General features: G+C 69.3%; 2 protein-coding genes. Both read right to left on the bottom strand.

The genetic code is table 11. The features are described 5' to 3' along the window. Positions 1 to 1,105 precede the first annotated feature (1,105 nt). A complete protein-coding gene (locus B1964_RS27800) occupies positions 1,106 to 3,529 on the bottom strand; it encodes a DUF4012 domain-containing protein (protein ID WP_079932126.1) in 2,424 nt (807 codons plus the stop codon). After that, positions 3,526 to 21,162: a non-ribosomal peptide synthetase gene (locus B1964_RS27795; RefSeq protein ID WP_253194243.1), complete on the bottom strand. Its 17,637-nt coding sequence runs from the start codon at positions 21,160 to 21,162 to the stop codon at positions 3,526 to 3,528. Before B1964_RS27795 ends, B1964_RS27800 begins: the two co-directional genes overlap by 4 nt. Positions 21,163 to 21,333: the final 171 nt, after the last annotated feature.

Genomic DNA, 21,333 nt, shown 5'->3' with positions numbered 1-21,333 from the left:
GGCCCATGACCGCCCCGAACCACTCTTCGGCCATGTTCACGTGAATCAATCAATGCGGGACAGTTGACAAGCTCCCATTGATCTTTAGCACGGGTCAACATTAACCCCCGTTTACCCGGACCACAACGCCGGATTGGAATTCTTTTGTGACTTCTCCACCGTTTGACAGCCACACGGAACGCGATTAACGGAGATTCTTCGCTTTGCTCAACAAATGCCCGCTCGCCGATCGGCAGCAGGACCATGACCAGCGCTCCCAGGCTGGACATCCTGTCTGGTCACAGCGTTGCGGACCAGAGTCCAGATTGCTTGATCCCAGCGAGTGTGACGGTCTTCACAGTGCTTTCATGTATGCCGTTTCTTGTATTTCCAGTATGTAAACCAGCAGCTGAGACGAGGTTTCGGTGTCATTTCACCCAGATCCCGAATGCCGGCTTTGCGAGATTGAATTCTCGATTCTTGTGAATCCGCCGTTCCGCGATTCCAGGCGACGCAAAGAATGCCGAGGAATCCCGCGCATGAATGGCCAGGACACATCAAAGAATGTCGCCAAGAATGCATTCCTGCTGAGCTCGTCCGATCATCGAGCCGCTTCCCTCTGCCCCATGGACCGCCAGAGCGTGGCCCTCCTCCCGCTGGTCGAAAAGCGCCGCCCTTCGACGCCGCCGAGCGCGCTCCCCTTTTCCCGCTGGTCGAGGAGCGCCACCCTTCGATGCCACCGAGCGCGCCCCCCTTTTCCCGCTGGTCGAGGAGCGCCACCCTTCGATGCCACCGAGCGCGATCCCCCTCCGATGGTCGAGGAGCGCCGAGCGAGCGCAGCGAGCACGACGCGTCTCGAGACCACCGCACGCCGACGCTGGAACCACCCGACTACGAATACAACTTCCACCACAGCGGACCACCGCCCCCGAAAAACAGGGTTTTCGAGCCGATTCCGTGGAAGTTATATTCACACCGGGCCGACACCCAGCACCGGGTCACCACGTCTCGAGGCTCCTCGCCTAGCGGCTCGTCACACCTCGACGACCGAGGAAAGGGCCACCGGGTGAAGGACTCGGGGCAAGGGCGACCGGGTGAAGGACCACAGGGAAAGGGCCGGGGCCGATCACCGGCAGGCCGGCACATCCACCTTTACCTGCGGGGTGTCGACGAGGGGCTGGATGGGGACGTCGGCGGGGCCGTGCGCCGACGTCGGCTCCTCGAGGTCCATGGTGACGGTGACCTTCTGACCGGGCGGCACGCGCACCAGAGTCGAGACGTAGGGGCGGCCGTTGAGGGTTTCGTTGGTGTAGAGCGGGCCGACGCCGTCGACGGTCAGCGAGGTGACGGTCGCGCCCTTGGTGGTCAGCATCGCGACGTTGACCAGGTTCGTTCCGCGGGCCACCGATAGGTTGGTGCCGTTGGGTGCGACGACGTAGTCGGGCAGAGACAGGTTGTCGAGGGTATTGGTGAGCGTGACGGTCACCGTGCTCTTCCGCGAGTCCCCGCCGCATCCGGCTGCCTGATAGGAGATCTCCCGGCGCAGGTAGTAGTCGAGCTTGTTACCGGCAGCGTTGGACAGCGCGACCTGCAGATACGGTGCCGATGTGTCGGGGATCTGGTGTCCGAGGTCGGTGGACTCCAGGATCTTCTGCTCGGCGGGATCGGCGCTGTAGACCATGATCCGTCGCTCGTGCACTCCACGACCCAGCGCTTCGAGGAGCGCACCGGTGTCGCCGCGGAAACCGGAGATCTGGCCGACGACGGCCCGGGAGATGCTCTGCAGATACGCTTTTCGCGCATCATTGTTGTCGGCGAAGCGTTGATACGCCGTCGACAGGGTGATCGGGACGATGTTGTCGGCGGTGATCTTCTCCCCGCTCGGCAGCGTGACCGGCCCGGTCACCTTCAGGACGTAGCTCATCGCGATCGGGTCGAGCGCGACGGCACCGTCGAGTTGCTGACCGGTCTGCGACTTCCAGTTGGCGATCCAGATCCGGGCGGCGTCGGGAAAGTTCGGGCTCAGATTGGAGTTGCGGAAGTCGGTGTAGGGCTTGAACGAGTCGAACAGCCAGTCGTACTCCTGCCCCAGATCGATCTGCGGACGCGTCGGATTACGGAAGTCCGAGTTGGCACCCAACGTCGGCGCGGTCACCCGGCCGTCGGCGGCGTTGATGATCGCGAACCCGCCGACGAGGCCACCGGTCCCCCGAGACTCCGACGGCGTCTGCAGGGCGAGGATGTAGTTGCGCGGCCCGTCGGCGCTGAGCATCGACGGAACCAGTTGCGCAGCAACATCGGTGCCCTGCACGGTGGTGTTGGCCCGGTCGAGCAGGTCGACGAGCTGGTTGCGGGCGTCGGCGACGGTGCCCGACCAGCTGGGATCGATTCCGGCGGCGCGTGTGGCGATCGCGTCGGACTTCTCCGCGATCGCCGCGAGCTGTGGTTGCGCTTGCCGCAGCGGGGCGGTGGAGATGGTGTCGCCGCGGCGCAGCTGGGACGGCGAGAGCACCGACGACAGATCCGCCGACGGCACCAGTACCTGCGAGGCGTAGTCCGAGACCGCGGAACTGATCTGGGTCACCGAGTCGAGTGGTTTGCCGAGCCACGGGATGGCCGCGGCCGCCGACCACACCACCCCGTCGGTGCGGTCTGCGGCACTACCCGCCTCGTCGGCGGCCGACTGCGCGGCCTGCTTGGCCGTCTTCTGGTCGCCGTCGAGGATCGCGGCGCGCGCGCGTTGCGCATCGGTGCGCGCCGACTCCAACTCCCCCTTCGCCGCGAACGCCGAATAGGCAAGCCACGCAACACCGATCACCACCACAGCGATGACCACACCGAGGACGATCCACAGCCACCGATTCCGCCACCACCGGGCGCGCGGCGTCTCGTCACCCGACGACGCCGACCCCGGGTCCTCCGGCGGCGGACGGTCGTCGACCACGGGCTCGACGGGTACCGGCTCCGGCACACGACCACCGGGCAGGTCCACAGCCGCACCGCCGGCCAACCACGACGCCACGTCGAGCACCCGCGGTTCGATCTCGGCGAATACCCGCTCGAACGCCTCCTTCGGCTGCCCCATCGGGTCGACGATGTCGAGGCGCTCGGCATTGGTGTCGATCCGTGCTCGCGAGTCGATCACCGTCGACAGGCCGGCACCGTCAAGTTCTCCGACCAACTCGACGAACTCGTTGAGCGTGAACATCCGCTTCCACCGCGCGGGTGTCGTCCGCTGGCATGCGGCGCGGTGTTCGCGGGTCATCGTCAGCACCAGGTCGGCGCCGTCGAGGATCTGCGGCCGGAGGTAGTGGGCCTCGAATCCGGCTGCGTCGTAGCCGTGTTCGTCGAGCACCTCCACCGACAGCGGATGCATCGGCGCGCCGTTCTGCGCGCCGACACCGGCGCTGGTCACCGTCACCGACACCCCGGCGGTATCGGCAAGTGTCCGCAGAATGCGCTCGGCGATCGGCGACCGACAGATGTTGCCCGTGCACACGAACAGAATCGATTGGGGCCGGTCTCCCGGACTGCTCTGTCCTTCGCTCACCAATGCTCCTCGACTAGTTTCGCGATCTGCCGCATCGACGCCGGCCCGCCGAGGTCGGCGTGCGCACGGCCGGTCTCTATCACCTCGACGTCACCGTCGAGATACGGCGCCCCCGCCTGCCTCTTCACGTCCACATCCATGCCGCCGTCGTTCGACGCCAGATACAGGACCCTACCTGCGGTCACCGACGACGGCTGATGTCGGCGCAACCCGTCGACGACCATCCCGATGCGGTGGGTGACGGTGGCCGCCAGGTCGGGGTCGGCGGCGGCGAGTGGTTGCAGCAGCTCGTCGAGCCGGGCCGCATCGTCGTCGGCGACGCCCTCGAGTTCGGCGGCGACGAGTTCGGCCGGGGTCCGCGGGTCGAGAAGCACCAGCAGCGCGATCTCTCCGCCACTCTCGACGATCTGCCGGGCGATCTCGTGGGCGAGCACCCCACCGTACGACCACCCGATCAGTCGATACGGACCGTCGGGTTGACGCTCGCGGATCGCGGTCACGTGACGTGCCGCGATGGCGGCCAACGACTCCGGCATCGCGTGCGCGGTGTCGAGGAGCTCGGGCAGCTGGACGCCGAGCACGCGACGATGCGGCATCGCGTGGGCCAGCGTGGCGTAGTCGGTGACGATGCCCGTCACGGTGTGCACCACCCACAGCGGCGCGCTCTCCCCCACCATGGCCTTGCGCGCCGCGCGCTCCCCCGACAACTCCACCACCCGGTGCTCCAGAAGCCGGTCACCGCCGGCGACAACGCCGGCGGGGGTCGCGTGCGCGAACAACTCGGCAACCGACATCCGCAACCCGGTACGGTGCTCGATCTCGTCACGTAACGCAATCAGCGCCAACGAGTTTCCACCGGCGTCGAAGAAGTCGTCGTCCATGCCGACCGGCACCCCGAGGACGAACTCGAACGCCGCGCACACCGCGTGATCGTGGGCGGTGGCCGGTGCTCGACCGGATCGGGTCCACTGCGGCGAGGGGAGCGCCGCGTCGTCGAGTTTGCCCGCGCTGGTGTGCGGGAGCGAGTCGACGGCGATGATCTGCGCGGGCACCATGTGCCGCGGGAGCATGCGGACGACCGCGCGGCGCATCCGCTCGACGTCGGCCGCGTCACCGACAACGTACGAGATCAGGGCGGCACCCGCCGGACCCGGCCGGACGACGGTCGCCGCCTGCGCCGCCCCCGATCCCAAGAGCACGGCGTCGATCTCGGCGGGTTCGACGCGTTGCCCGCGGATCTTGATCTGCCGGTCGACGCGCCCCACATAGATCAGGCCACCGCCGCGCCGGTCCCAACGCACGAGATCACCGGTGCGATAGAGCCGTTCGCCACCCGGGCCGGCGACGAACCGTACGGCGGTCTTGCCGGGATCACCAAAATATCCGCGCGCCAATCCGGTTCCGGCAAAGTACAGTTCGCCGATCACACCGGGTGCAACCGGTCGCAAGCGCCGGTCCAGAATGATGGTTCCGATGCCGGGCAGCGGGTATCCGATCCGATTCGGTTCGTCGGAACGATAGGGGGCGCCGGTCACCCAGACGGTCGCTTCGGTGGGGCCGTAGACGTTGTCGACCTCGGTGTGCGCCGACCACTGGTCGGCAAGCGTGCGCGGCAACGCTTCTCCCCCGATGAACACGCGACGCATCGACGGCAACGCCGCGGGGTCGACGGTTTGCATCACCGACGGCGTCCCGAGCATCACGGTGGCGCCGACATCGCGTAACCACCCGGTCAGCTCGGTGCCGGCGCGCACCGTCGACGGCGCAACCACCAGTGCCGCACCCGCTCCGACCGCCGACAGGATCGCCATGATCGACGCGTCGAACGCCGGGCCGGTGGTGAACGCGACCCGGTCCAACACCGAGATGCCACTCACCCGGGTGCAGCGGTGCAGCCCACGATGGGTGACCGCGACCGCGCTGGGGGTGCCCGTGGTGCCGGAGGTGGTGATGATGTAGGCGAGCGCATCGGGTGAGACACGTTGTGCTGGAACAGGTGTAACCGGACCGTGAGGCTGGGGTGGAATATCGTGACGGGTCACCGGTCGGGCCTGCGCAAGCGCGAGGGTCTTCTCGATGCGGGCGGCCGGATGATCGACGTCGACGGCCACGATCACCGCCCCGAGCCGGCTCACCGCCCACCACGCCACCACCCATTCGACGGATCGGTCGATGAGCAGCCCGACCCGATCTCCCACGCGCACACCGCGGTCGGCGAAGCTGCGGACGGTCACCGAGACCCAGGCGTCGAGCTCGGCAAAGGTGAGATGCCGTACACCGTCGCCGACGGCCATCACGTTCGCATGCCGACGCACGGCCGCGTCGAGAATGTCGTGCAGCAGTGGCGGTTCGACGCTGTCGGGGGTGGCGCCCGCATGCTCGAGGATGAACTCCGACTCGCGCCGGCTCAGCAGACGGGTGGGGTCGAGGCGCTGTGTTCCGTCGCCGGTGACGATCTGCAGTGCGGTGCCGATTCTCCGGACGATCGTGTTGATCTGAGCCTCCGAGAACAGTTGTCGCGCATAGATCACGTCGATGCGGTGTCCCTCGGGGTCGAGTGTGATGATCACCTGCAGATCGAATTCGCTTCTCGGGCTGAACTCGTCGATGCCGGGCACGGTGCCGGCGGCTGCCGCTGAGCCCGACGCCATGGCTCCGTCGACCACCGAGAACATGATCTGCACCAGGGGATGTCGGCCGACGACGCGGGTGACACCGAGATGGTCGACGACGTCGTCGAAGGCGACGAGGGCATGGTCGGTGGCCGCGAGGTCGTCGTCGCGCACCATGTTGATGAGTTCCTCGACGGTGCCGACGGCCCCGATCCGGGTGCGCACCACCACGGTCGACACGAGCATGCCGACCACCGACCGCCACCGGTCGTCGCCGCGCAGCGAGACGGGGGTGGCCATGGCGATGTCGTCGGCGCCGGCCTGCACGCTCAGCGCGAATGCTGTTGCCGCGTGCAGGATGTGGAACTCGGAGGCGTGGTGGGCGCGTGCGGTGCTGCGGATCTTGTCGGTGAGCTGGCGGGTGAGGGTGCGACGCACGGTTGCCGTCGAGAGGTCACGCACGACGGGTCGGTGTTCGACGAGGCCGAGGTCGTCGGCGTATCCGTCGAGCGCTTGCTCCCAGAACTCCAGCAGGTGAGCGCGTTCGGTACGTTCTCGCGCGTCGAGTTCTGCTGCGGCACCGAGAAAATCACCCGTCGACGGACCGAGCGGGGTGCCCATCACTGCGGCGGTGAGGTCGGCGGCGATCATGGCCGCGGATTCGCCGTCGATGCTGATGTGGTGGGCGAGGATGCCCATCGCGAGTGGACGCTCGCCGGTGTCCGTGAGCACGCTGACGATGAGCGCTCGCACCGGCGGTTGGCCGGCGGAGTTGGCAGGCGGGAGGTGCAGCAAACCGGTCAGCACATTATCGTCCAACGACTCGGCGGCGAGGATCTCGACGTCCGGTGACCAGCCCTCGACGACCCGCTGGCGCGGGCCACTCCCCGTGTCGCCGTAGGCCAGACGCAAGGCCTGGTGGCGGGCGATCACGGCGCGCAGAGCGTCGGCCGCCTGCTCGACGGACACGCCGTCGGGTACCGGCACCACGACGGGCACCGCGTAGAGGGGTGCGGCCTCGGCCATGGACGCCGCGGTCCACAGTCGTCGTTGCGTCGGCGCCAGCGGCACCCACTCCCCACCGACAGCACCCTCCCCACCGCCGACAGCGCCCACCTCACCGCCGACAGCGCTCACCACACCCGCGACAGCGCTCGCCAGGGCGCGCGGCGTCGGATGGTCGAAGACGAGGGCGGTCGGTACCCGCACCCCCAGGTCCCGTCCCAACCTCGACGACACCTGCGTCGCCGACAACGACGTCCCGCCGAGCGTGAAGAAGTCCGCGTCGGCCGCGACGTCGTCGACGCCGAGGATGTCGGCCATCACCATCCGCACCGTATCCACATCAAGCGAGTTCGCCTCGCCGACAGCAGCAATAGGCCGCGGCGTCACCTCCTCGGCCACCACCCCCGCCACCACCCCGGCCGGTAGCGCCATCAGCTCGGGGAACGGTCGGCCGAGGTCGTCGGCCATCGCCGCGAGTGCCGCGCACACGTCGGCGAGCAGCGCATCGGCCACCTCGGCCGGTACCCGCGGTGAATACACCGCGGTCACCTCGAGGTGCCCATCGACGACGGTGATCACCAGCTCGGCGTCGAGTTTCGCGGCCACCGCATCTCCATCGAGCGGCACGGGCTCCGCGCGCACCCCGTCGGCGAGCACGACGGGTCCGTCGAGCGCGGGTACCACGTCCTGGCCGACGAGCAGGATCGAGGTGAGCGGGTCGATACCGTCGCGGGCACCGGGCCGGACTGCTGCGGCCACCGCCTCGTAGGGCACCTCGGCGTGATCGAGGGCGTCGAGCGCGACGTCGCGCGCCTGCCGCACCGCCGACCGCATCGACGTGGTGGCGTCGATCCGGGTCCGCAGGGCGACGGTGTTGACAAACATCCCGACCACCGACTCCCACTGCGGTGCCGACCGCCCGTGCACGGGCATCGCGATGACCACATCATCGCGTCGTGCCCAGCGACCGAGAACCGACGCCAGCGCGGCATGAGCCGCTTGGAACAGGGTTGCCGATTCCCGTTGTGCCGCAGCGGTGATCGCGGTGGTGACCTCGACGTCGAGGCCGTGGGTGATACGGCCGCCCGCTCCGACGTCCCCACCGACACCGGGCGCGCGGAACGGGACGACACCGGCCAATGTCTCTTGCCAGTGCCGGATCTCGCGGGAGTAGCGGCTCGACGGATCGTCCGGGTCGCCGAGCAGCGCGAGGTGCCACTGAGTGTAGTCGCCGTAGGTGAGTGCGGGCGGAGCCAACTCGGTGCCGGTGTAGGCCTGGGCGAGCTCACCGAGGAGCAGTCGCACCGACCAGCCGTCGAGCGCGATGTGGTGTGCGGTCACGGCCACAACGATGTGGTCGGCGCTCTCGAACAGGACTGCGCGAACACCGATCTCGATTTCCAGGTCGAAGGGTCGCGTGATCTCGTCCCGAATGGCCGCGCCCACATCGTCGTTCACCCGGACGATGCGGACGTCGGCGCTGTTGGCAAGTCGCTGCCACGGTCCGTCGTCGATGACGGTCCGCAGGCTCTCGTGGCGGCCGAGTACCGCGACCATCGCCTTGGCGAGCCGGTCGACGTCGACGGCTCCGGTCAGCCGCACCACCAACGGCACGTGGTACGCCGTCGACGACGGGGCACGGAGGTGTTGAATCCAGATGCGCCGCTGCGGGTATGCCAGCGGCAGCCGCTCCGGTCGGGGCAGGTGGCGCGGCACAGCGACCGGCGCATCGGAGGCCGCCGGGATCGCCGCGGCGAGGGCGGCGACGGTCCGGGCGTCGAACAGAGTGCGGACCGCGACGTCGGCGCCGAGGCGTTCGGAGAGCCGTGAGGCGACCTGTGTCGCCGACAACGACGTACCGCCGAGGGCAAAGAAGTCGGCGTGCGCGTGCACCTCGTCGACGCCGAGGACCTCGCCGTACACGACCGCCACCATCCGCTCCAGCTCGGTGCGTGGGGCGACAATCTCCGCGACATCACCGGCGAGGTCCGGGGCGGGCAGGCGGCTGCGGTCGACCTTGCCGGTCGGGCCGAGTGGCAGCCGATCGACGAGTGTGATCGACGCGGGAACCACGCTGCGCGGCAACACCGTACGCACCTGTTCCCGCAGGCTCGCACTGTCCACGGGGGAACCGGGTGCCGGAATGACCCATGCGGCGAGCACCCGCTCACCGGCTGGAGTGCGACGGGCGGCGACGACCGCTTCGCTCACATCCGCAAGACCGGCGAGCGCGGCCTCCACCTCCGCCGGTTCGATCCGGATGCCGCGCACCTTCAGCTGATCGTCGCGACGTCCGTGGATGACGAGGTCGCCGTCGGCGCGGCGGTGGACGAGGTCGCCGGTGCGGTACATCCGCGTCCCGTCGGGGCCGGCAACGAAGGCGGCCGCCGTGCCGGCCGGATCGTCGAGATAGCCTCGCGCCAGGGCGCTTCCGCCGATGTACAGTTCGCCGATCGTGTAGTCGGGTACCGGCCGCAACGCGTCGTCGAGGATGACGGCGTCGACTCCGGGCATGGTGGCGCCGATGGTGATCGGGCCGTCGGGGCGGCACCGCGCGCTGGTGACGGCGACCGTCGTCTCGGTGGGCCCGTACTCGTTGCTGACGGTGTGCCCGTGCGCCATCCACGTTCCGGCCAGCCGGGCGCTCAGCGCTTCCCCACCGACCGCGACGTGCCGGACCTCCGGCACCTGCGCGGGGCTGATCGTCGACAGCACCGACGGCGTCGTCAGCAGCACGGTGGTTTCGGTGTCGGCGATGTGGTCGGCGAGGTCGTCGCCGCCGATCACCTCCGGCGGGCAGATCACGACGCAGGCGCCTGCGGCGAGAACGGGCACGATGCCCATCAGGTGCGCGTCGAAACCGACGGCGTACGTGTGCATTACGCGATCGAGGGACGTCAGCTCGAGGCGTCGGACGGTGTCGCGGGCCCAGCCGGCGAGTCCGCGATGGGTGACGACAACGCCCTTGGGCCGGCCCGTGGTCCCCGAGGTGAAGGTGAGGTAGGCGGCGTCATCGACGTGCAGCGGGCGCACCCGGTCGGCGCGGGTGAATCGTCGCCGTTCGGCCGGGTACAGGTACGGATTGTCGACAGCGATCACCGGCACCGCAGCCACGTCCGGCACCTCGTCGGCGACGAGCGTGAGAACCACGGCAGCACGGGCACGGTCGAGGATGTCGCGGCGTCGGGTTGCGGGGTCGGCGGGGTCGACGGCGACGAAGACCGCGCCGGTGCGGGCGATCGCCACGGTCGCCACCACCCCGAACACCGACCGCGGCAGGTGACACGCCACCACCTGACCCGGTCCGATCCCCTGCTCGCGCAGCCGCCACGCGAGCGCGTCGGCGAGGCGGTCGACGTCGCCGTAACGCAGCGCGGCACCGCATCCGGGGATGCGGTGCGCGGCGTCGTCGATGGCGATCGCCGACGGTGTGGCGAGCTGCGCGTCGAGCGGCTCGGCCAGCGTCTCCGGCGGTGGTGGCTCCACACGTCGCACTGCCGGTCCGCCGAGGAGGTCAGCCACGGTCCGTTCAGGTTGTGCCACAGCCTGTTCGAGCACCGACCCGAGGAGCGAGGCGAGAGCGTCGAGTCGAGGTTGGTCGGTGACGCGTTCCCCGCAGGTGAGGTCGAGGTGTGCTCGTCCATCGCGGCGGTGGCTCATCACGTCGATGCCGAACAGTGGTGCGGTGGCGCCGGAGTAGCGCGACGCGACGTCGTCGGGGACGGCGCCGAGGACGACGTCGAAAAGTGGGCGACCGGCGCGGTCGCGGTCGGGGTCGGCGATGCGGCCGATCGCCGACAGCGGCAGGTCGGCGTGGGCGAGCGCGCCGACGTCGGTGGCGGTAACCCTGGCGAGGAGGTCGGTGAAGGGGAGGTCGAGGTCGACGCGGGTGTGCAGCGGGACGGCGCGGGCGAAGAGTCCGGGGACGTCGGCCAGGCGCGGGTCGACTCGTCCGGACAGTGCGGTGCCGATGGTGACGACGTCGCTGCCGGACTGTCGGGCGAGGATCATCGCGAGGACGGTGTGCAGCACGATGAATGGGGTGCTGCGCGCATCGGCGGCGAGCGCGTCGAGTTGCGCGGTGGTCTCTACGGAGAGCGCCACCGCGCTGTGTCGGGGACGGCCGCCGGCCGGTGCATCGAGGTCGATCTCGGGGAGTTGCAGCGTGGCAACGGGTTCGGTGAACACCGACGTCCAGTAGGCGGTGAGTTCGGCTCGGCGGGCGGCGAGGGTGTCGAGGCGCCACTGGGTGTAGCGCCGGTAGTCGACGGCGGGAGGGACGGTTCGGCCGAGTGCTGACCGCAGGATCGGCAGCGTTTCGCCATCGGCGACGATGTGGTGGACGGCGACGAGAACCCATGCAACGCGGTCGTGTTCAGCGAGGGCGAGGCGCCACGGGAGGCTGGTCGTCAGGTCGATCGGCTCGGCCAGCGCGGCGAGCGCCTCCCGGACGTCGGCGACCTCGGTGACCCCGAGAGCACCCAGATGGGCGCGGACGCCTTCGTCGGTCCAGCGCTCCTGGTAGGGCGTGCCGTCGTCGGCGATCGGGAAGCTGATGCGCAGCGCGTCGTAGGTCAGGGCGACGGAGGTGAGTGCGCCGCGCAAGTCGTCGACGCTGCCGTCCCAGATCTCGGCGACCGGGATTGCCATGGTCATGAGGTATCCGGTGCGGTCGGGTTCGGCGCGCCACCGCAGCCACAGGTCTTCTTGTTCGGGCGCCAGCGGAAGCCGATCGGGCTGGGGCCAAACACCATCCAGATCGGGAACGCCGTCCGTCACCACGGCATCCAGCGCGGCCAGATCCCGGACGGTGGGAGCGGCGAAGACGTCGGTCACCGAGATCGCGAGCCCCGATTGGGTCAACCGGCTGGCCAGGCGCGCCGCCGACAGCGAGTTGCCGCCCACGGCAAAGAAGTTGGTGTCGGCGGTGATGGATGGTGCATCGCCGAGGGTGGCGGCCATCGCGTCGGCGATCACCTGTTCGCGATCGGTCAGGTCACCCGGCTCACGCACGTCGGGCGCAGTGAGGCCGCGCAGCAACGCTTCTCGATCGAGTTTGCCGTGTGCGGTCAGCGGCCACCGGTCGACGAATCCGATCCGCGCGGGCATCTGATGTGCGGGAAGTGCTGCGGCACAGTCATCCAGGAGTGTCGTCTCGTCGGTGCCGCCGATCACGAATCCGACGAGCCGCTCGTCGCCTCGCTGTGCACCCGAGTCGACGACGACCCGCGCGTCGACCACCCCGGGCACGGATCGGAGGACCGACACGACGGCGGCGGGTTCGACGCGGTATCCGCGGATCTGAACCTGGTCGTCGGTGCGGCCGAGGTAGGCCAGTCGGCCGTCGGGCAGGCGGCGCACCAGGTCGCCGGTGCGGTATCGGCGTGTGCCGTCGGGTGCGGCGACGAAGCGTGCCGCGGTTTCGGCGGGGTCGATGTATCCGCGGGCGAGTTGTGTTCCGGTGAGGTACAACTCGCCGCGTCCGCCGATCGGGACCGGGCGGCCGTGCGCGTCGAGCACGTCCGCGCCGACGCCGGCGAGTGGTCGGCCGATGAGGGGTCGGTGGTCATCGACGTCGATGTCGCCGCCGGTCACCTGGACGGTGGTCTCGGTGGGCCCGTACATGGTGACGAGCCGGACGTCGGGATGCCGGTGTGCCCACTGCTGCAGTGCGGTCGGGTCGAAGGCTTCGCCGCCGAGCACCAGGCACCGCAGCGTACGGAGCCGGTGTCTGCCGAGTGTCGGGTCGGTGAGCCGGACGAACGACGTGGGCGTGTGGGCGAGGATGGTGACGCCGTGGTGGTCGAGGGCGTCGACGAAGCGCTCCACGTCGACGACGTCGTCGCGGCGCACGATAGCGACGGTGCCACCCGAGGTGAGCGCCCCGAAGATCTCCCACACCGACACATCGAAGGTGGGGGCATGGGTGCACGCCCACACGTCGCCCGGTCGGGGGTCGATGAGGTCGCGGGAGGCGGCGAGCATGGCGGCCAGTCCGGCGCGGGTGGCGATGACACCCTTGGGTGTTCCCGTCGATCCGGAGGTGTGCATGACGTACGCATCGCCTGGGGCCGTCGCCGTCTCGCACCGGGCGAGCATCGCCGCGACCCGCTCCTGCGGTGCGGCCGGGTCGATCGGCACGACCACCGCGTCGGCCATCAGCACGCCGACCATCGCGACGACCGCATCCACCGACGGCGGCAGCGTCAACGGCACCCGATCACCAGCCCCCACCCCGCTGACCGCGAGATCCGCGGCATACGCACTCGCCCGCGCCAGCAGCTCCGCATACGTCAGCGAACCGTGCTCGCCCGCAACGGCAATCGTCTCCGGGTGACGTGCGCCCACATCTCGCAGGAGGTCGAGCACATCGGCGGGTTCGGCCGTGCGGGCAGGCGACGCGATCGGCTCGGCGGCAGGCAACAGATCGTCGACGCGAACATCCGTCGCCGTGGCCAACCTTCGCAGCACCGAAAGGAACCGTTGCAGCAGAACAGGTCCGGCCGCGGAGTCGACGTGGTGCTCGGCCACCGACAGCGCGACGGTCATGCCGGTGCCGGTGTCGCGGACGGTGACCTCCAGTGCGGTGCGCGCCTGCCCGGTGGGCAGTGCCTGGTACTCGGCGATGCCCGGCGGAACCGGCGGCGCGGCGTCGTGGTCGAGGAGCACGGGTGGCACGGTGACCGGTGCGGCCTCGGCGTGCGCCATCCCCGCGGCGAAGGCGGCGTGCGCCTGCGCCAGCGCGTCGTCGACGGGTGACGATCGAATGCTTTTGGCGCGCAACGGCACTGTGCGTGCGAGCATCCCGACCAGACCGTGGGTGGCCGGGTCGTCGCGACCGGCGACGGGGATGCCGATGACGGCGTCATCGGTGCCGGTGACCTCGGCGAGGGTGGCGGCGAGCGCCACCCAGAGCAGCGCGTACACGGTGGTCCCGGCGTCGGCGGCCCGCTGTGCCAGGGCGGCCGCGGTGGCCGCGTCGAGCGTGGAGTGCACCACCACAGCCGGCCCGCCGGTCAGCCCGGTGGGGTGCGGGTCGGGCGGCTCGGGCAGTGCCAGTGTGGTGAGGGCACCGGCGAGGTGCGTGGTCCAGTAGTCGAGCTCGGCCGGCACATGTCGCGTGGCCGCACGCTTCTGCGGCTCGGGCCAATGCGGCGCCGAACCGTCGCGCCGGGCGTCGAGGGCGTGCAGGAAGTCGGTGACCAGCACCGGCGCCGACCAACCGTCGACGGCGATGTGGTGAGCCACGAGGATCAGCTCGGCGCCGTCGTCGGTGATCACGGACCGCCAGCCGCAGTCGGTGCTCAGGTCGAACGGTGTGCGCACTGCCGAGCGCTCATCCAGGTCGGTGATCGGCGTGATCTCGTCCGTCGAGAGCACCCGTGGCACAGGCTCCCCGTCGACCTCGGGGTAGATCGTCCGCAACGCCTCGTGCCGGTCGGCGACGTCACGCAGCGCGGCCTCGAGCACTCCCCGACCGGCGCTGCTGCTCAACCGGATTCGCACGGCGAGGTGATAGGCCGCAGATGGTTCGACGCGATTGAGAATCCACAGCGCCCGTTGCGCCCCAGTGAGTTGAGCCGCAGTGAGTTGCGCCCCAGGGAGCGTAGGCGGCTCACCCACCGCCACTTCCCCGGGCCGGCCCATCAGCGCGGTGAGCGCCGACACCGTCGGATGGGCGAACACGTCGCCGACGGTGACCAACGATTGTGGTCCGCTGAGCTTGGCCGCCAGGCGTGCCGCCGATAGCGAGTTGCCGCCCAGGGCAAAGAAGTTGGCGTCGGCGTCCACGGCGTCGAGGCCGATGACCTCGGCGATCACCGCGGCGACCTGCTGTTCGGCGTCGGTGAGTGGTCGCAAGGGTGAGGCTGTTGCGGTGATCGCCGTGAGGAGTGTTGCGCGGTCGAGTTTCCCGGTGTCGGTGACGGGCCACGAGTCGACGACGCCGATGTGCGACGGCACCGCATAGGCGGGGAGCTGGGCTGCGCACTCGGTGCGGAGGACGGCCTCGTCCAATCCGTCAGAGCCGGTGACCGCGGCGACGAGCCGTTCGTCGCCGGCGCGGGTGCCGGGTTCGACGAGGACGCGGGCGTCGGTGACGCCGGGTAGTCGGCGCAGGACGGCGGCGATCTCGGCGGGTTCGATGCGGTGGCCGCGCAGTTGGATCTGGTCGTCGGTGCGGCCGAGGTAGGCGAGGCGGCCGTCGGGCAGGATGCGCACGAGGTCGCCGGTGCGGTACATGCGTGCGCCGGTCTGTTCGGGGTCGGCGACGAAGCGGGTGGCGGTCGCCGCGGCCGCGTTGAGGTAGCCACGGGAGACCTGCCGCCCGGAAACGTACAGTTCGCCGCGCCCGCCCACGGGAACGCGGCGCCCGCGGGCGTCGCGGACCGAGAGGTGCACGCCGTCAAGCGGTGTGCCGATGATGCTGCGGGCGTCGGTGGTGTCGACGTCGGCGGCGGTGAGATGCACGGTGGTCTCGGTGATGCCGTACATGTTGATCAGGCGTGTGCCGGAATGGGTTGCCCCCCAATCATGTAGCGCGGTGGGGTGGAGGGCTTCGCCGCCGAAGACGACGGTCCGCAACGCCGGAAGATCGCCGTCGTCGCCGACGATGTCGGGGTCGGTGAGCCGGACGAAGGCGGTGGGAGTCTGCGACAAGATGGTGACGCCGTGGGTGGCGAGGGCGTCGAGGAGTAGGCGTGGGTCGCGGACGGTGGTGCGGTCGAGCACGGCGATGCGTCCGCCGGAGGCCAGCGCCCCGAAGATCTCCCACACGGAGAAGTCGAAGGCGTAGGAGTGCGCCCAGCTCCACACGTCTGCGGGGCCGGCGCCGACCGCGTCGAGGGTGGCGCCGAGCATGGTCGCGAGGTTGTCGCGGCTGACGCTGACGCCCTTGGGTGTTCCGGTGGAGCCGGAGGTGAAGATGACGTACGCCTCGCCGGGAGCGCGGTGCTCGGCGCTGGTCGAGGGACCGCGGGCTTCGACGTGTAGGTCGTCACCGATGATCGCGACGGGGGTTGCGGCGTCGAGGAGTTCGTCGATGCGTGACTGCGGGTGGTCGGGGTCGATGGGGACGTAGGCGGCGCCGGCCATCAGGGCGGCGACCATCGCGATGATCGTGTCCGACGATCGGTTCATCTGCAGGGCGACGCGATCGCCGTCGCGGACCCCGCTGCGCAGCAGGGTGATTGCGAGTGTGCGGGCGCGGGCGGCGAGTTGGCTGTAGGTGAGGTCGCCGCGTGCGTCGGTCACGGCGATGGCGTGCGGGGTGCTGCGGGTGTGCGGGATGAGTGCGCGGATCGGGTCGAGGGTGGGGGTGCGTCGCGCGGCGGGTTCGGGTGCGGCGACCTGCGGTAGCTGCTGCCCGATCACCGTGTCGGCGGTCGCGTCGGCGAGCTGGGTGACGGCGTCGGCGAAGGTGTCGAGGATGAGGGCTGCGCCGGCCGGGTCGACGCGGTGTTCGTCGACGGTCATCCGGATGTCGATGCCGTCGGTGGTGTCGGTGATGGCGAATTGCAGTGCGGTCTGGGCGAATCCGGTGTCGAGGGGGCGGACGGTGCGGATCAGGGTGCCGGTGGTGTCGGTGACGTCCGGGAGTGTGACGGCGGTGGTGACGAGTACGTCGGCGAGGCCGGCGGGTGCGGCGTCGGCGTGACGTACCGCCTCGGCGAGGATCGTGTCGGTGCGCGTAAGTGCCTCGCCGAGCCGCTGGTCGAGGGTGTCTGTGTGTCGTAGGGGCAGGGTGCGCACGAACATTCCGACGCGACCGAGGTCGGCGGTGGTGGCGCGGCCGCTGGTCGGCACCGACAGCACGACGTCGTCGAGGCCGGTGACCCGGGCGAGTACCGCGGCCAGCGTGACCCGCAACAGGGCTGCGACGGTGCCGCCGGCTGCAGCGGCGGTCTGCGCGAGCCGTTCACGAGAGGGGGTGTCGAGGTGGCGCTGCTGATAGCTCACCGGCCCGGGCCGTGCGGGTTCGGGCAGTGCCGATCGGTCGGGTGCGCCGTCGAGGTGGGTGCGCCAGAAGTTCTGCGCCGCAGTCGTATCGGCGAGATTAGGGGTGATCGACGCGCTGAACGGGGCTGCCGGACTGGGCCAGCTGGGTGCGTGGCCATCGCGGCGGGCGTCGACGGCGGCGAGGAAGTCGGTGACGAGGATGGGGAGGGAGGTGCCGTCGACGGCGATGTGGTGGGCGACGAGGACCACCGAGATGGCGTCGCCGGAGTCGTCGATGGTGGCCCGCCAGGCGGGGGCGGCGCTGAGGTCGAACGGCGCGGTGGCTGCGGCGTGGATGCCGGGCTCGTCGAGGGATGCGGTGGTGACCGGTAGGTGGTCGGCGAGGTGCGCGGCGGAAAGGACTCGTGCGGTGGCCGTTCCGTCGTCGGCGGGGTCGAAGACGGTACGCAGCGCCTCGTGTCGGGCGGCGACGTCGGTCAGCGCTGCGGTGAGGACGGACGTGGTGATCGCGGGCGCGAATTCGAGGTGGACGGGCAGGTGGTAGGCGGCGTCGGCGGGGTTCAAGCGGTGTGCGAGCCAGAGTTCTTGCTGGGGGCGCGTCGGCCGGTAGTGGTCGCGGGCGGTCTGCGGGGTGAGTGCGGGTGCTGTGTGTGTCGGTGCGGCGGCGAGTCGGGCAGCGATGTCGCGCAGTGTGGTGGCTGCGGTGATGTCGGCGATGGTGAGGACGCGGCCGGTGGCGGTGGCGAGGCGTCCGACGATCTCCATCACCGACAGTGACGTTCCACCGAGGTCGATCACGGAGGCGAGCATGGACGGCTCGTCGACTTCGAGTACGGCGGACACCGTTGCCGCGACCAGGGTTTCGTGCTCGTCGGTCGGCGGCTCGTAGGCGATCGGTGTGATCGGGATGTGCGCGAGGAGGGTGGCGACGGCGCGTCGGTCGAGTTTGCCGGTGGTGCCGAGTGGGAGTTCGTCGACGGCGACTACGCGGCGTGGCCACATCATCGACGGCAGTGTCGCGAACAGGTGCTGGCGCACGGCCGAGGCTAGGGCGGTAGGGGCGTCGGCCGCAGGGTGTCGGGTGGCAGCGGTGATCGCGACGTCGATGGTGGTGCCCTGTGTGCTGTGGACGGCGATGGCGACCGCTGCGTCGACGCCGTCGACATCGGCTGCGGTGCGTTCGATTTCGGCAGGTTCGATGCGGACGCCGTGGACGGAGATCTGGTCGTCGTTGCGGCCGTGGAATTCGAGGAGCCCGGTGGTGGGGTCGATGCGGGCGAGGTCGCCGGTGCGGTACATGCGGGTGCCGGGTTGCCAAGGGCAGGCGACGAACCGGGCGGCGGTGAGGTCGGTGCGGCCGAGGTACCCGAGTGCGAGTTGGGCCCCGGCGAGATAGATTTCGCCCATCATCCCGGTCGGTTGCGGGCGGAGCCGGTGGTCGAGGAGGTAGGCGGCCATGCCGTCGACGGCGGCGCCGATTGGGGTGGGTCGGTCGGTGGGGATCGGTGCATCGAGGGTGGCGACCGTCGCGTACAGCGTGGCCTCGGCCGGCCCGTAGGTGTTGCGCAGGATGCGTTGTGGTGAGACCTGATTCGCGACGGCCGGCGGTAGAGTTTCGCCGATGGTGCCGACCATCCACGGCAGTTGATGGGTGGGGATGCGCGCGATGAGCGACGGGGTGGCGTACAGGTGGGTGACGGCGTTCTCGACGAGTGTTGCGCCGAGGCCGGCGTCAATCGACGGGATCGGCACCAGGGTGTAGCCGAGTCCCGCGCAGGCGAGCATCTCGAAGTGCGCGATGTCGAAGGCCGGTGACGCGACCGCCGCCAGCCGTCCCGGCCCGTTCCCGTCGTCGAGCAGCGACTCCGCATCCCGAATCAGGTTCGCCAGTCCCCGATGCGGTACCGCAATACCTTTGGGTTCCCCCGTCGTCCCCGACGTGAACACCACATACGCCACGTCGTCCACCCCCGGCTTATCGCCGACGCCCTCCCCTCGATGGTCGAGCCCTTCCCCCCGCTGGTCCGTGCTATTTGATCGATGGTTATTACCCCTCCAATCGCCGACGTCTTCCATCCGATGGTCGAGGTGCGAGGCGCCCCCAGGCGCCGAGCCTCGAGACCGCCGCAGCCCACCGCTGGAACCCGCCCAATCTCCGACGCCTTCCCCCCGACCACCGACACCTTCCATCCGATGGTCGACGCGATCGACTTGATCGTCGCCTTCCCCCCGCTGCTCGGCGCTATTCGATCGATGGTCACCATCCCCCCAACCGCCGACACCTTCCATCCGATGGTCGAGGTGCGAGGCGCCCCCAGGCGCCGAGCCTCGAGACCCCCGCACCCCACCACCAAACTCAACCCCCTCCTCCGACACCACACACACCGGCCCCGCCACCCGCAGAATCGTCTCCACCCGCACCCGCATCAACGAAGGATCAACAAGCAGAATCCCCGCCCCACTTCGCGCAACCGCCCACCACGCAATCACCTGCTCCACCCCACGCGGCAGCGTGATCGCCACGGTCTCCCCCGGCCGCGCCCCACACCCGCGCAACTCGTCGGCGAACTCCATTGCCCGCTCATCGAGTTCGGCGAACGTCAACGCGTCTTCGCCACACTCTCCGCCGTCGACCGCGAGCCGATCGCCGAACCGCTCGACGGTCTTATCGAGGATCTCGGTCAACACCCGCGGCCGGGCCGGCGTCGACACCGCAGCCGGCTCCTCCACCACCATCGGCAGATCGTCGACAGCCACCTCCCCGCCCTCAACGAGAGCCGAAGCCACCTCCCCCAGGAGCGCGACGATCTGCCGATGATGCTCGACGACCTCGGCGTCGTCGTACCGATTCGGGTTCGCCTCGAGTTCGACGACGAGCGAACCGTCCACACTCGGGTCGCCGTCGATGTCCGGATAGATGTTGAGCGACAAGTCGTCGACGGGTCCGGTGGTCAGGGAGTGAAAGGTGGCGGTGACCTCGCCGAACTGGATCTTCCGCTCGAACATCATGATGTTGAGGACGGGGCCGCTGATAGGTCCACCGTGGTCGGCAACGATCTCGTCGCGCCGGTAACGCTGATGCCGCAGTGCGCCCATAAGTGCGCTTTGCGTAGAGCGCAGTGCGTCGCCAACGGTCGTCGCCGAACCCACCCCGGTCCGCACGGGCACGAAGTTCAGTGTCGGCAGCGGCGTGTTCCGCAGAGCAGCGACAGTTCTCGCTGCGACAGCGAGGTCAATGACGACGTCGTTGCTGTCGGTGATGCGCGCAAAGTACGCGGCCAATGTGGTCGCGATGAGCGCCGGGAATCTGGTGGTGCGCTCCTTCGCGGCGCGCCGCAACGTGGCCATCGTTGTTGCGGGGAGCGCGGCCGACACCGTTCTGTTGATCGCCGCCGGCGGCCCGACGCGCAACGACGGGGACGGTGTTCCGCCGCCGATTCCATTAAGCACGTCCAACCAGTAGTCACGGTCGGTCTGGAAGCGGCTTGAGGCGCGGTACTCGGCGTCCGCGCGGGCGGGTGCGCGCAGGTCAGGAATGCGCAGAGCGCTGACTTCGGGAGCTCCATCGAGGCGCTCACCAATTCTCGCGAGCCCGCGAATCATGTAGTTAACGGCACCCAGCCCATCGGTGACGATGTGGTGCGTCCGTTGGAAGAGCACGAATCGAGTGCTCCTGAGTTCAAACAGGATTCCGCGAGCAAGTCTGTCGATGAATGGATCGACAGACTTGGAGACGTCCTCGCGCATCATCTCCAGCGCACTGCCGAAGGAATCTTCCTCGTTCCGGAGGTCGATGTGCTCGACGAAATTGTGCAACGTCGGGTCGAACATCCCGGTAGTTCCGGCAGCACCTTCCCGCAGCTTGATCTGCGCTGAGCGGCCCGCACGCACCTCATCACGCATTGCATCCAGGAATCGTGAAACCCCTAGTCGACCCTCGATGAAGATGTAGTTCGCGACGTTCAGCGGAACGGCTGGCATCGCGGATTGCCTCAACAGCAGAGACTTCTGTGCGTCGTTCAGCGGAAAGCAGTACCCATCTTCGGTATCGGCAGTCATCATCTTCCTCGGCAACCTCGTTCTTGAAATGACTCGGCCGTCCGAAGGGCCGCCCGGCAGCGCCGGACGATGTAGAGCTGACGGAGCGTCGATGCCCACCCGCAAGATTTAGGTACTTGGGCCTCGACGGAGGTCGATTTAACCAGGCACGCGCACAGCGGGCGACCGCCA

This window comes from Gordonia sp. i37, from assembly GCF_002043085.1.
GTDB lineage: Bacteria > Actinomycetota > Actinomycetes > Mycobacteriales > Mycobacteriaceae > Gordonia > Gordonia polyisoprenivorans.
The sequence above is the reverse complement of the archived record's forward strand: the minus strand, read 5'-3'. Positions and strand labels throughout refer to the sequence as shown.

Bases quoted from the DNA above. Each gene is read 5' to 3' on its own strand.
- B1964_RS27795 (WP_253194243.1), bottom strand. From the start codon at position 21,162: ATGACTGCCGATACCGAAGATGGGTACTGCTTTCCGCTGAACGACGCA.